Source organism: Allobosea sp. Root483D1 (assembly GCF_001429505.1).
Lineage (GTDB): Bacteria > Pseudomonadota > Alphaproteobacteria > Rhizobiales > Beijerinckiaceae > Allobosea.
On record NZ_LMJW01000019.1, the window covers coordinates 82,510 to 94,363 of the forward strand.

The window sequence follows — 11,854 nt, forward strand, 5'->3', positions numbered from 1 at the left end:
CGGCTCGATGGTGCAGCCGGCCACGGTTGCGAGCCATCGAAAGAACGGCGGGCACCGCGTGGATATCTGGTGCAACGACTGCAACCACCATGCCGAGGTCAGCACTGACGGCTTGCCCGACGATCTGCCGATCCCCGATATCTGCCTGCGCTACCGATGCTCGAAATGCGGCGGCAAGAACCTGATGTCACGGCCCAGCGTCCATGAGCATCGCGGACAGGTGACGCGGAAACAGAATGCCAGTTAAGGGGGGAGAGCTGGAGTTCCTGGTCTTTCGGCTTAGCAGCCGGGTCGCCCTCAAGCCGGACATGCAACTTCTGCCTCGCCGGAAGAACGGCATGGTTTGGGCTGTGCCGATGGCTGCCGCACTGGCAGCCATCTTTCAGAGGTATCGAATTAGCTTATTCGGTCTCTGTTTGCGGTCCCTACCTGACGAGTTCGATCTCGCCGGGCCGCCAGCTCTTGTCGAACCACGGTTCCAGCGGTCCGTAGAGGCGCAGGAGCATGAACCAGCCCTTGCCCGGGATTGTCTGCACCCAATTGTTTTCCATCCCAGCCGGAGCCTTGGGCCCGAAATAGACGTCCACCGAACCATCCGCATTGGTCTTGACGCCTGTGCTCTGGCTACTGACGCTCGGGGCCTGTTGGTCGGTCTGCACCATCGAGCGGCTCTGGTTGTCGTAGACGATGACCGACCAGAAATCCTTGACCGGGATGTTGGGAGGCAAGCGCAACTTATAGTTCTTGCCGCCGTCCAAGGGATCGCCCTTCGCATCCTGCACCGACCAGGGATATTGCGAGCCCTTGCCCACCATCTTCTCCTCCATTGCCGGGGTCACGGCGATGGCGAAGTAGTAAAAGAAGACTGCGCCGTCCAGGTTGCTGACACCAGGCGCAGACTCGAATTTGTAGCCACCCAAAAACGGCAGACGCCACGCACTATCGGGATAGAAATACGCATCCTTCGGGCGAATCTTGAAGGCAATCGTGCGCGCGGTGACGGCACCAATGTTGGCGGCGTCGGTGAGTATCTTCTTCATCCGCTCATCGGGATTGAAGGGCTGCCCCTTGACGATGCCAATCGAGGCGAAGAGACCCAAGGTGGTGGGATCGGAACCGTCCGCCGGCTCTTCCTGGATAACCTGGTTCAACAGGCTCCAAAACGAGTAGTCACCGGGTGAGACGAAGTTCGATGGAATTCCGGAGGCATTGGCGAATTTCATCGGCGGCGGGTTGGCAGCCTCAGCCAAGGGATAGATCCGCAGGTTTTTCTTGACCGCATCGACGGCAGGTTGCGTGGAGCCGTCTACAAGGAATGCGCGAAAGACGAAGTAGCTGCCGAAGGTGCTCGGCCGCAAAACGTGATATCCGACGGGTATGTCGCCCTTAAAGCCGGGCGGCACCAGAAGGTACTTGCCGCCCTCGCCCTTGTCGGCCCCGGTGATGCCGATGTCGCCCACCCACTTGTACCAGAAGTCGTCGACAGTCCCGAGCACCTTGGGCGGAACCTCAGCGACGACTGGACCCTTGCTCGTGTCGACCCAGATGAAGTTGTAGATCGTGTTGTCGTTGGCCGTCAGCGCGACGGTCTTGGAATCCAACAGGCTTTCCCAGATCACGTTGGTCTGATTATCGGGTCCGAACTTGCGCAGCGAGTCGCGCATCCCGGCCTGATTGACGATCGGAATCGCCAGCAGATAAGCCTGTAGCGCACGCGAGCGGTCCAGATTGTCGTAGATTTTCTCAACGGTGTCCGCTGAGGGGTAGCCGTAATTGAGATTGAGCGTCCCGATAGAGGATTCGATCTCGTCCGGTACGGCGACGCCCGGTGCGAACGGCGTCGTCATTTTCATCTGCGGCGCCGGTTGAGCAGAAGCGGTGGCCAGGCCTATCAGTAACACTGCGGCGGTGGCGTAAAGCAGTCTCGTCGTGTGTGTCATTGCTTCCCCCTGTCGACAGCCACTGCAACCATCGGTGGTTTCCCACGCGGCAGTCAATCGCAACAGACGCGTTAGCGCCGCGACAGCGTTGCGCTATTCATTTTGCGCCAAGTTTGAAGTGCCCACGACCCCAGTCCTCCTTAGATAGAGGATTGAGTGGACGGCTGCTTAAAACGGGAGAAGCCGGCTACGCGGAAGCAGACACTCCGAAAGCCCGCTGTGGGCCAACTCCGGCCACCAGCTCCCGATCTTCCAGTGTCGCAGTTGGGTCGGACGTAGACATCATACCAGGCGGTAGACCGTCGCCTAGTCTGCCTTGTCGCGCAGACCCTTGGACGAAGCGCGGCGCAGCTTTCGTCATGCGCCCTGTGTTTCTGTTAGTCAGTCGCCACCGGGAGAGCTAGCACGCGACCCGTTACGGCGAGATGCTCGTCGCTGCGGTTTAAAACCACCACCACGACGGACGAGCCGTCATCGCAATCGACGATCAGCCGACGGCAAAACGCGACGTCATCGAATGCTGCTGTGTCGAGGAGCAGATAGCCGGCTCGGCGGTCGTCATGATGGGAGGTGAACTGATAGGAGACCTCGGTCCTGCGCCCATTGCGCAGGTTCAAGTGGCACTTCCCGGTAAGCATAGCCTGTCTCCCACCTAGTGGAGTCGACATGCGTAGCCCGCGGTCATTTCCAGAAGCGGTATGGAGACAACGGCCAACCAGTGGAGCGCGTTTTCTAGCTCCTTGTCTATGTATCAGGGCGCGCCGTGCCGAGGTCAGGACACCCGGAAGATGGTGACCTTGTCCGCTCCCTCGCGTAGGCCTTTGAACGACGCATGGCGCAGCTTCTCGTCATGGGTCCAGCCCCGATAGGCGATCTCGGCCGCGAGCTTCGGTTTCACCCAGACGACGCCCTTGCGGCTCAAGCCACGCGCCGGCGGCGATGCGGATGTGATCCTATCCAGCTGCTTGCGAAGCGCCGTCGCGCTGGTGTGCGAGAAGCCCGTGCCGACGCTCCCAACATAGGTCAGGCCGTAGTTTCCGTTCCCCGCCAGCAGCAGTCGGCCGATGCGGCCCAGAGCCGCGCTGGAGGGCTCGTAGCCGATGATCAGGAAGGTGTCGGACTGGACGCATTTGATCTTGAGCCAGTCGCCGCCCCGGCCCGACCGGTAAGGGGCATCGCGGCGCTTGGCGATGATGCCCTCTAGGCCAAGCCGGCAGGCTTCGGCCAGGAACGCGGCGCCGTCAGCCTCGACCTCCTCGCTCAAGCGGATCATTCCGACCTCGCCGGCAAGAAGACCCTCGAGCATGCCGCGCCGCTCATCCAGCGCCATCCGGGTCAGATCATGTCCGTTGAGGTAAAGCAGATCGAAGGCGAAGAGCATGGCGCGCTCGGCCTTGGCCTTGCCGCCGCGACCGCCGAGCGCCTGCTGCAACAGTCCGAAATCGGATCGGCCGGCCTCGTCGAGAACAACCGCCTCGCCATCGAGGATGAAGCTTGCCGCATCGAGCTCGGCTGCTTCCGCGGCGATCGAGGGGAAGCGATGCGTCCAGTCGTGGCCGCCGCGGGTGATGATCCGCACGCCGCTGGCATCGCCATGGACCGCCAGGCGGTAGCCGTCCCACTTCACCTCGAAGGCCCAATCCGGACTGCTCGGCGCCTTCGATTGCAGGAGAGCCAGGCAAGGCTCAATCCGTGCTGGCATAGGATCTGTGAAGAGGTCGGATTTGGCAGCGCCGCGCCGCGGTTTGACGGGGGCGCTTCGTAGCGCCTCGCCAGCTGGCATAGCCTTCAGGACACGACGCGGCTGCCTCGCCATACACAACACCACTGGACGCACCGAACTGGCGACTGAACGTTAGCCGGCCGGCCGCGTTCCGGCTCATGACGAAGAATCTAACGACCGATCGGAACGCCAGCGCTGCAAGGCAGTTCCGTGAACAGTTGCGTTGGAGGTTGTCATGCGTTCTCAGCCAAAACGGTCCGGCCCCAGCTATCAGGTCACCGAGCGTACGCCTCGCCGGCGAGAACTCTACCGAGAACCCTGCCAGGACGAAGAAGGCAATCGCTACACCGTTATCGTCTATCGGCCCTTCCCGAAACTCGCGGTCACAAAATATGAACTTGAGGACGGCACGCCGGTGCGCTTCATCGACGACTGCCTGTTCGAGATCGAATCGACACGTCTAACGCTCACCCGGTGCGGACTGTGACGACCCGATACCTAGACAATCATCCTATGGTCTTCTCCCACCTTGCCGGTCGCGAAGTCTCGACTTGGTCAAGCGAGTGGGTGCGGCAGTGCGAGGTCGACACGCTACTTGCCATGCCTCTGCCCCGACGGCTGCGCTTCCTGAATGGGTCTGGCAATCCGGAGGATGGCCGCGACGGCAGGCCGCTCGAAGCCGTCCGCGGCCCAGCTGGCGCCGCGGCGTTGGCGGCCGATCTGGAGCGAATGGAGCAGATCTTGGGCAAGAAGGTGAACTGAAAGCAGTGGCTATGAGGGCCTACGGAGACGCGCGTTAGCTGCGCCAAACGGTCACAGGCGATCGGGCTGGACCAGAGGCGCCTAGTGGCCGCCCTTCGCGCCTGGCGACGCGTCTTCCATCAGACGCGCCATTAAAAGCTGATCGAGAGAATCCAGCAAGTTCCTCAGACCTTCGACGGGCATCACAAGACGAGCTCGAACTACGGCCTCGATGGATAGTTGTGCGGTTGACCCGGACAACATTTTCTCTGCGACCGGTCGTCCGTGGGTGAAAGTAAGGGTGGCGAATTCGCCCGTCACAGAGCAGTTGAACGGACCCGCGACAACCGTCTCAGGAATGTTGTCGGGATCGACGACACGAATGTGGCTCATGGCTTCGCTGCGATTGCACCATTCGGAGAATTTCGACCTCTCGCCGGTATGCGCTGGGGGCGACTGCACCGGCGAGAGGCAGGGCGCTGCTGGGAATGCGCCACCGCAAGGCGAACACGCCGCAGGGAAAAGGCCGGGCCGGGGCTGAAGAAGGCCCTCTCAGGCTTTGGCGGCCGGCAAGCTATCGATTGAGAGGAAATCGCGCGCCTGGCAATAGCTCTTCGCCGCGGGCAAAAATCGATACCAAGCCGGCTTGCCATTAACTCCTGGTGTCGCCGAGTGGAGATAGAGGACATCGTCACCACCTTCGATCAGGGCGTCAGGATCGATCCTGGCAGCTCGGCAAAGCGCTCTGGCGATATGCTCGATGCGGGCCTCGTCCATTTCTTGGACCCCTACCCAACGAGAATGATGAAAGGCCTTGGCGCTAGTGGGCGCGGCGCTAATCACCAACAACGTTTGGCGAGCAAAGTTCCACCCGTACCCGGAACCTTTGCTAGCGCCCGGCATTGCAGCCAGCAGTACCAGTTGCGTTGGAGAATGCGATGCGTGCCCAGCCGAAGCACGCCAGGCTCAGCTACAAAGGCCCAGCAGCCCGGCCTCCGACCGCCAGGAGATATATCGAGAGCTTTGCCAGGACGACGACGGCAACTTACACCGTGTCGCTTGAACCAATAGCCGAACGGCGATGATAGCAAGTGAGTCTGCAGGCGGTGTAATAGCAATCCAAGAAAGGCCCGCCGAACAACGCCCGGCGAGCCTTCCTCGAATCTCTTTGGATCAGGCCGCTTTGGCGACAGCCGCGGAGTTTGCCGGCTCGCCGAGCTGTGTCAGCAGCTTGTCGGTCTTGGTCTCCTCGGCGAGTGTCGCATCGAGCAGCGCTACCGCTTCCTTGTGGCCGAGCTGCTTGGCCCAGGATTTGAGCGTGCCGTAACGCGTCATCTCATAGTGCTCGACCGCCTGTGCGGAGGCGACGAGCCCGGCGTCCAGCGCGGGGCTGTCGGCATAATCCTCAATGACGGCCTTGCCTTCCTCGAGAATGCCGAGGATCGCGTCGCAGGTCTTGCCGCGGGGGGCCTTGCCGATCACTTCGAAGACGTCGCTCAGACGCTCGACATGGATCTCGGTCTCGGTGCGGTGGGTCTCGAAAGCCTTCTTCAGTTCGGGCGACTTTGCCGCCTTCGCCATCTTGGGCAGCGCCTTCAGGATCTGCTTTTCGGCGTAATAGACGTCCTTGAGCATGTCGTGAAACATGTCATCGAGGGCTTTGGGTGCAGTCGTGGCCATTTTGGTCTCTCCAGGTTTCAGGGTGTAGGCGTGGTGATCAGGCCTCGGCCTTGTCGCGGGCACGGCCGCCGACGGTCGCGCCATAGCTCGAAGCCAGCGCGCCGATCAGCATCGCGATGAAGGTCGCCAGGGCGAAGGAGGCGGCTCCCTTGCGGGCAGCGTCCGCCGTCTCGCGCGCTGTCTGCTCGGCCTTAGCGGCGGCTTCCTTGGTCTTGGCTATGGCGTCGTTGATGCGCTTTTCGGCGTCAGGCGGGCTGATGCCAGTCTGAGTCGCGATGACGCTGGCGACGTAGGTCTTGTCGGCTGGGGCCATATCGCCGCTGCGAATGCTCATAGCGACGATGCGGCCGACCTCGGCGCGGGCCGGAGCCGTGTCGGTGGACGACGGAGCCGGGCGATCTGCGCGGAACAGTGTGTCCGTCACGTAAGCTGACAGGTCGAGGTTGGACAGGTCGACGCGACCTGCGGCCTGGCTCGCTACACCGGAGACGGCCGAACCGAGACTCGATGCAGCATTGGCGCCGAGGCGGGCGGTGCCGCCAATGACCGCCGAGGCGGCTGATGCAAGAAGAACTGCACTGACGATCGCGCTGACGGCCCAAGTCATGAAGCCATGCGCCGTGTCGCGGAATGCGACCTCGTCGGTGTGGAGGCCGACACGCTTGGTGCGGAGCCGACCGGCTAGATAACCGCCGGCACCTGCAGAGATGAGATGAACGAGCGCCAGCCAAAGAAGGGCGGCGATGCCGAACGTAGCGGCGGTAACGCCTGCATTCGACCAGGGCGAAATGGACGTAAATCCAAGCCCGGCGCCTGCGGCGAGGAGCATCAGGGAGATGGACGCGCTGACCACAGCACCTCCCAGTACCGCACTCCAAGAAACAGCGGACGGCGCGCGTGCAATAGTGCCGTCGGCAGCGCCCCGGGAGGTATATTCTGTCATGTGGATTGTACTTTAAAGGCGCCGCTGCGCGGCGCATTGCAGACGGCCCATTGACCGCCGATCTCGACACAACGGGCGAAAGACCTGCGTGTTCCCTGATCTCAACCCGCAGCGGGGGTGCCGCCGCGGTCCGTTGATAAACGCTTGCGGCACGGGAACAGATCAACGCACCCTTTGTTGAGTCGTGATGCTCAACGTTACGAGCTTGTCGTCAACCTCCGGCTCGCGGTGGGGTCCCTCAACCCGCTTTGAAAGGATGACGCATGCGTGCGCTCTGTTGGCATGGAAAAGGCGACGTTCGGGTCGATACGGTTCCCGACCCGCAAATCCAGCATCCTCGAGATGCGATCATCAAGATCACTTGCTGCGCAATCTGTGGTTCCGACCTGCACCTCCTCGATGGCTATCAGCCGACGATGGAGAGTGGCGACATTCTCGGTCACGAGAACATGGGCGAGGTCATCGAGCTCGGCTCGGAAGTGACCAACTTGCGTATCGGCGACCGCGTCGTCGTGCCGTTCACCATCAGCTGCGGCGATTGCTGGTTCTGCAAGAAGGGCATGTTCTCGGCTTGTGACCGGACCAACCCGAACGCCAAGATGGCGGCGAAGGCGATGGGCCAGTCGCCGGCGGGGCTCTTCGGCTTCAGTCATATGATGGGCGGCTATAGCGGTGGCCAGGCCGAGTATCTGCGTGTTCCGATGGCCGATGTCGGACCGATCAAGGTGCCTGACAGCGTCAGCGACGAGCAGGCTCTGTTCCTGTCCGACATCTTTCCCACGGGCTACATGGCCGCAGAGAACGCGCAGATACAGGACGGCGATTTCGTCGCGATCTGGGGCTGCGGGCCGGTCGGTCAGTTCGCGATACGCTCGGCCTTCATGCTCGGCGCTGGCCGGGTCGTCGCCATTGACGAGGTGCCGGAACGGTTGGCCATGGCTGAGGCTGGTGGGGCCGAGACGATCGATTTCTCCAAGACCGACGTCTACGACCAGCTCATGGCCCTGACCAATGGTCGCGGTCCCGACAGCTGTATCGATGCAGTCGGCTGCGAGGCCTCGGGACACGGCGCGGCGGATGCCATCCTCGACAAGGTTAAGGCTGCGACATTCCTTGCAACCGACCGCATGCATGTGCTGCGGGAAGCGATCATGTGCTGCCGTAAGGGCGGCACCATCTCGATCCCGGGGGTGTATGTCGGCATGGCCGACAAGCTTCCGATCGGCGCTGCAATGAACAAGGGCCTGACTTTCAAAATGGGCCAGACCCATGTCCAGGCCTATACAAAGCCGTTACTTGCGAAGATCGAGGCAGGCCTCATCGATCCGAGCTTCGTCGTCACGCATCCGGCCAGCCTCGAAGACGCGCCCGCCATGTACAAGAAGTTCCGCGACAAGGAGGACGGCGTGATCAAGGTCGTCCTGCGCCCTTAGGCGCGCGTTCTTCGCACTCCAAATCGGCTGGGGCAATGAGGAGACGATCATGTTTCTACGTGTCGACAAGCTTTAGATAGACCTTCCCGCCCCGAAGAAGAAAGACGAGAACGCCGCGGCCGCGCTTCAGGAATTGCTCGGTGGAAAATACGGCGAGATGTCGACTCTCGGGACAGCATGAGCGAACTCTTTGAGGGATTAGAAGCCTCAGCGCGCGAGATCTGCTCGGCTGGTCACAGTCGAACTTCACGAATTGCGAATCTTAGCGACAGCAGGTTCGTGACAAAGAAAAGGGCTAGTGCGTGTTGTTGTCGCGCTTGCCTGAAAGCGCGCGCTTGTGGCGGCGAACAACTGCAGCCGCCACCGCGGCCACGCCTGCTATCCCTGCGCCGGCCGCGAGCGCGGGCCATTTCGTGCGACGCAACATATAAGCTTCGTATTGAAGGTTCAGAGGTGCAGGCGCCGCCCGAGGTCGGTCGCCAACAATTCGCGCAGCCAGAAGGCAGCCCGCCGCTGCCAAAAGAAGGCCCCCGGCGATCGAAAGGCTGGCGAGAATCGAACCGTAGCGGAACATCAGCGCGGTGTAGCCGGCGTTGAGTGCGTAACCCAGGGCGAAGAACGTGATGAGGCCACTCAGCGCCATCAAGGCGTAGGACATCGCCGTCCGTTTGAGAGCTGCTGTTGCTCGTGCGGCAAAATAGGCGAGCAGGCCGCCCACGACCTATTTCGCTGCCCAGAAGCCGAACACGACGCCGACTGCCGCTGCCCAACCGAGGGCGCGCAACGGTCGTTCACGGACCTCCTCAATGATCAACCGCTGCAGCTCGCTCACGCGGTCTGCCGCAGCATCGGCCATCACATGTGTATCGACCCCGTAGTCCTTCAGCCGGTCAGAGGCTGCCTCAGCGGAAGATTGACTGGACGCGGTTCCGCCGCGGCCTTCGTCGGCGGCTTCAGACATCGTCTTGAATCCGTTCTCCATGGATGATCCCCTATTGCTTAACTGGGGCGATGCCGAGCGCCGCATCACCGATGGGGATCAAACGGAAACGAGGGGCAGCTGTTCCACTCCCCGATATTTATCGCGCTTGCCATGGCCAAAGACAAACTTGCCCTGCTGGCCTGCAGCCTATTGCTCGGTTGCCGGCGCTCCTGAAGTGGTCGCGAAAAGAAAAGCCCCGCGGCGGTGCCAGCGGGGCGAGTTGGCTTGGTCACTGGAGATCGGTTAACGCCCTTTCAGCCGGCCGGTTCCGCATCAGGGCGGGCGCCGCTCGGTGCGGAGTCGGTCGATCTCGCGCTGCATCTGCTGGAGCGCGTCGCGCAGGCTGAACGTGTCCCCAAACTTCTTGTTCTGGTCGTCGATCTGGCGCTGGAGATTGACGACCGAGGCATCGAAGCCGCGCCAGCGCTCGGTGTGCTCGCCGCGCGGCACCGTCACCGCCTCCAGCGCCTTCAGGTCGGCGTTGACGCGCTCCATCTCCGATCGCGTCCGGCCACTACGGCCATCGAGCTCGCGGATCGAGACGAAGCGTTCGCCTAGCGTCCCGACGGTCTTGGCCATCTCGACCATTGCCATCTTGAGATCTGTCTGGTTTTCGCGGATCGGAGCGTATGCGAGGGCGCCGACCGCGGTGATGACGGCGAGGCCAAAGAGGCCGATCGAGATCAGCAGCGGATACTGAGGCCGCGACCGCTCCTCAATCTTCGACGCGAGGCTGGCGAAAAGCGTTTCGACCTTGGACGAGAGCGCCGAGACGCTTTCTGACATACTCCGCTGGCCGCTCTCCAGCCCATAGACGCGCTGCTGGAGCGCGCCGATGTTGACGGTCGCCTCATCGGACATCAGCACGTTCTTTCTCAGGCATGGGCCATCACCGGGCCGTGACAGACGGATCGTCGACCTTGGCCCCGATCTCCGGTGTGGTGACGATGGTCGCGACCTCCGGCAGAGCCGCGGCGGATGCGACCAGGCCCGCCTTGCGGCGAACCCACAGGCCCCACGCCGTCGGGATTGCCCACATGACGAAGGCGACAAGAACCGTCGCGCCCTGCTCGTCGTTGAGCCCCTTGGCAGCAAGCGCGGCAGCGCCGGATTGCACGAGGGTGCGGAGAAAGCTGAGGATCTGCTCGTTCATGATTTGCTCCTTGAGATTACGTAGGGGAAATCGCCGGTTTGAACAGGACGATAGGTTGCGAAGATCGTCTCCCGCGGTACTGTTGAAGCGTTCGAAACATCCCAGCTTCGAACCGCTGCCGGTCACAGCTTCCTCCCAGTCGAACGTGACCGGCAGCACCTGTTTCGTGAGCGAGGTGCGTCCATGTTGAGGAAGATGACTTCCAATGAGGCGCAGGGCGTATGGCTGCGTGCAGCGATCGTGGTAGTGATCGGGACGGTTCTCGCGCTGCCGCTTATCTAATTAAGCGGCGAGTGAAGCCGAGACGCCGGCGCGCAGCAGGTCACCGCAGGCCTTGGCGCCCTTCACCGAAGGGGCGAAGGCAAGCCGGGTGAAATCCCACTTGCCGCGCTGCTTGATGCCGAGATTGGCCTGCACCTCGGCATGCGAGAGCACGGTCCTGGGCGTGACCGGAATCCCGTAGCGCCGGCAGAGATCAGCGACGACACGCACCAAACGCTCCCACTGCACGGCCGTCATCGGCGCCTTGCCGGGATCGAAGGGCTGCTCCTTCGCTCCCGCCATGCAGCAGAGCGAGACGCCGATCGAGCCGGTGTTGCAGTTCAGTGTGTGGCTGGCCCGCTTGCCGGTGCCGCCGATGCCGTTGGCCGAGATCGGGCTGTCGCCGCGGACCAGGCCGCCCTGCCCTTCGATCAGGATGTGATAGTGCGAGCGATCGAGGTCGGAGGCGCGGTGCTGTCCGGCAGTCCAGTGACAGATGACGCGCTCGAGGCGACCGGCCGGCATCCACTGCGCGGGGACGATGTCGCCGGGTTCAGGGATCGCAGGCGCCGGTTTGGCGGCGGCCAGTGCCTCATGCAGCCTGGCGATCGTCAGCGGGCCGGCATGGCCATCGACCTTCAGGTCGTGCCGCTTCTGGAAATCCTTGATCGCCTCGCGCGTCTTCGGCCCGATGTTGCCGTCGACGGCCACCGAATAGCCGAGCGCAACCAGCGCGGCTTGCACCTCGTTGGGGATCATCTGATGCTCCGGGCGTGAAAAAGCCGCCCGATGGCGGCGGGAAACGGCACACAAAAATCTGCGCGAAGGCAACTTCTGAGCGGCAAGATCGCAGCAATGACGGCCCGCGAAATGACACGGCACCAATTACCGTCTAAGCCCGCGCTCTCCCGCCGCTCGCGCCCCAGCCGATGCTATTCAACTCCTTCGCCTTCCTGCTCGGCTTCCTGCCGCTCGCGCTCGCTCTGCACTGGCTGGTC

At 62.4% G+C, this 11,854-nt stretch carries 16 protein-coding genes and 1 pseudogene; 5 read left to right on the top strand and 12 right to left on the bottom strand.

Annotated elements, in window-relative coordinates; all coding sequences use genetic code 11:
• Positions 1 to 7 precede the first annotated feature (7 nt).
• Positions 8 to 247 carry a hypothetical protein gene (locus ASE66_RS18550; RefSeq protein ID WP_156412232.1) on the top strand — a complete coding sequence of 80 codons (240 nt, stop codon included), beginning with the start codon at positions 8 to 10 and terminating at the stop codon, positions 245 to 247.
• Between the two features lie 178 nt (positions 248 to 425).
• Here the strand turns inward: ASE66_RS18550 and ASE66_RS18555 are convergent, their stop codons facing one another.
• The 3 genes from ASE66_RS18555 to ligD form a co-directional block, all read right to left on the bottom strand.
• Positions 426 to 1,940 (bottom strand): DUF1254 domain-containing protein, encoded by a 1,515-nt coding sequence (locus ASE66_RS18555; RefSeq protein WP_057191203.1) that lies wholly within the window; start codon positions 1,938 to 1,940, stop codon positions 426 to 428.
• 377 nt (positions 1,941 to 2,317) lie between these two features.
• Complete coding sequence (locus tag ASE66_RS18560) at positions 2,318 to 2,557, bottom strand: hypothetical protein (RefSeq protein ID WP_156412233.1); 240 nt, start codon at positions 2,555 to 2,557, stop codon at positions 2,318 to 2,320.
• A gap of 155 nt (positions 2,558 to 2,712) precedes the next feature.
• Positions 2,713 to 3,756 (bottom strand): non-homologous end-joining DNA ligase, encoded by a 1,044-nt coding sequence (ligD, locus tag ASE66_RS18565; RefSeq protein WP_057191205.1) that lies wholly within the window; start codon positions 3,754 to 3,756, stop codon positions 2,713 to 2,715.
• 142 nt (positions 3,757 to 3,898) lie between these two features.
• Here ligD and ASE66_RS32155 point away from each other — a divergent pair, with 142 nt between their 5' ends.
• The gene (locus ASE66_RS32155; RefSeq protein ID WP_156412234.1) at positions 3,899 to 4,150 is read left to right on the top strand and encodes a hypothetical protein; all 252 of its coding nucleotides are present in this window, start codon (positions 3,899 to 3,901) and stop codon (positions 4,148 to 4,150) included.
• 26 nt (positions 4,151 to 4,176) lie between these two features.
• A complete protein-coding gene (locus ASE66_RS18570; RefSeq protein WP_057191206.1) occupies positions 4,177 to 4,425 on the top strand; it encodes a hypothetical protein in 249 nt (82 codons plus the stop codon).
• A gap of 81 nt (positions 4,426 to 4,506) precedes the next feature.
• Here ASE66_RS18570 and ASE66_RS18575 read toward each other — a convergent pair whose 3' ends face one another.
• The 4 genes from ASE66_RS18575 to ASE66_RS18585 all read right to left on the bottom strand — a co-directional run bounded on the left by ASE66_RS18575 (position 4,507) and on the right by ASE66_RS18585 (position 7,027).
• On the bottom strand, positions 4,507 to 4,797 hold the full coding sequence (locus tag ASE66_RS18575) for a hypothetical protein (RefSeq protein ID WP_057191207.1): 291 nt from the start codon (positions 4,795 to 4,797) through the stop codon (positions 4,507 to 4,509).
• A 159-nt stretch (positions 4,798 to 4,956) separates the two neighbouring features.
• On the bottom strand, positions 4,957 to 5,181 hold the full coding sequence (locus ASE66_RS32160) for a hypothetical protein (RefSeq protein ID WP_156412235.1): 225 nt from the start codon (positions 5,179 to 5,181) through the stop codon (positions 4,957 to 4,959).
• Between the two features lie 396 nt (positions 5,182 to 5,577).
• A complete protein-coding gene (locus ASE66_RS18580; RefSeq protein WP_057191208.1) occupies positions 5,578 to 6,084 on the bottom strand; it encodes a ferritin-like domain-containing protein in 507 nt (168 codons plus the stop codon).
• Positions 6,085 to 6,121: 37 nt separating this feature from the next.
• On the bottom strand, positions 6,122 to 7,027 hold the full coding sequence (locus ASE66_RS18585; RefSeq protein ID WP_057191209.1) for a hypothetical protein: 906 nt from the start codon (positions 7,025 to 7,027) through the stop codon (positions 6,122 to 6,124).
• A 263-nt stretch (positions 7,028 to 7,290) separates the two neighbouring features.
• Between ASE66_RS18585 and ASE66_RS18590 the strand changes: the two genes are divergently transcribed.
• The gene (locus ASE66_RS18590; RefSeq protein ID WP_057191210.1) at positions 7,291 to 8,460 is read left to right on the top strand and encodes a zinc-dependent alcohol dehydrogenase; all 1,170 of its coding nucleotides are present in this window, start codon (positions 7,291 to 7,293) and stop codon (positions 8,458 to 8,460) included.
• Between the two features lie 76 nt (positions 8,461 to 8,536).
• Positions 8,537 to 8,632 (top strand): annotated as a pseudogene (locus ASE66_RS32165) (manganese catalase family protein); the annotation flags it as partial.
• A 123-nt stretch (positions 8,633 to 8,755) separates the two neighbouring features.
• Here the strand turns inward: ASE66_RS32165 and ASE66_RS18595 are convergent.
• From ASE66_RS18595 to ASE66_RS18615, 5 genes are all read right to left on the bottom strand, one after another.
• A complete protein-coding gene (locus ASE66_RS18595) occupies positions 8,756 to 9,178 on the bottom strand; it encodes a hypothetical protein (RefSeq protein ID WP_156412236.1) in 423 nt (140 codons plus the stop codon).
• A 3-nt stretch (positions 9,179 to 9,181) separates the two neighbouring features.
• Positions 9,182 to 9,442 (bottom strand): hypothetical protein, encoded by a 261-nt coding sequence (locus ASE66_RS18600; RefSeq protein WP_057191212.1) that lies wholly within the window; start codon positions 9,440 to 9,442, stop codon positions 9,182 to 9,184.
• A gap of 273 nt (positions 9,443 to 9,715) precedes the next feature.
• The gene (locus ASE66_RS18605) at positions 9,716 to 10,309 is read right to left on the bottom strand and encodes a hypothetical protein (RefSeq protein ID WP_057191213.1); all 594 of its coding nucleotides are present in this window, start codon (positions 10,307 to 10,309) and stop codon (positions 9,716 to 9,718) included.
• A 22-nt stretch (positions 10,310 to 10,331) separates the two neighbouring features.
• A complete protein-coding gene (locus ASE66_RS18610; RefSeq protein ID WP_057191214.1) occupies positions 10,332 to 10,595 on the bottom strand; it encodes a hypothetical protein in 264 nt (87 codons plus the stop codon).
• A 282-nt stretch (positions 10,596 to 10,877) separates the two neighbouring features.
• Positions 10,878 to 11,615 carry a peptidoglycan-binding protein gene (locus tag ASE66_RS18615; RefSeq protein WP_057191215.1) on the bottom strand — a complete coding sequence of 246 codons (738 nt, stop codon included), beginning with the start codon at positions 11,613 to 11,615 and terminating at the stop codon, positions 10,878 to 10,880.
• Positions 11,616 to 11,854 lie beyond the last annotated feature (239 nt).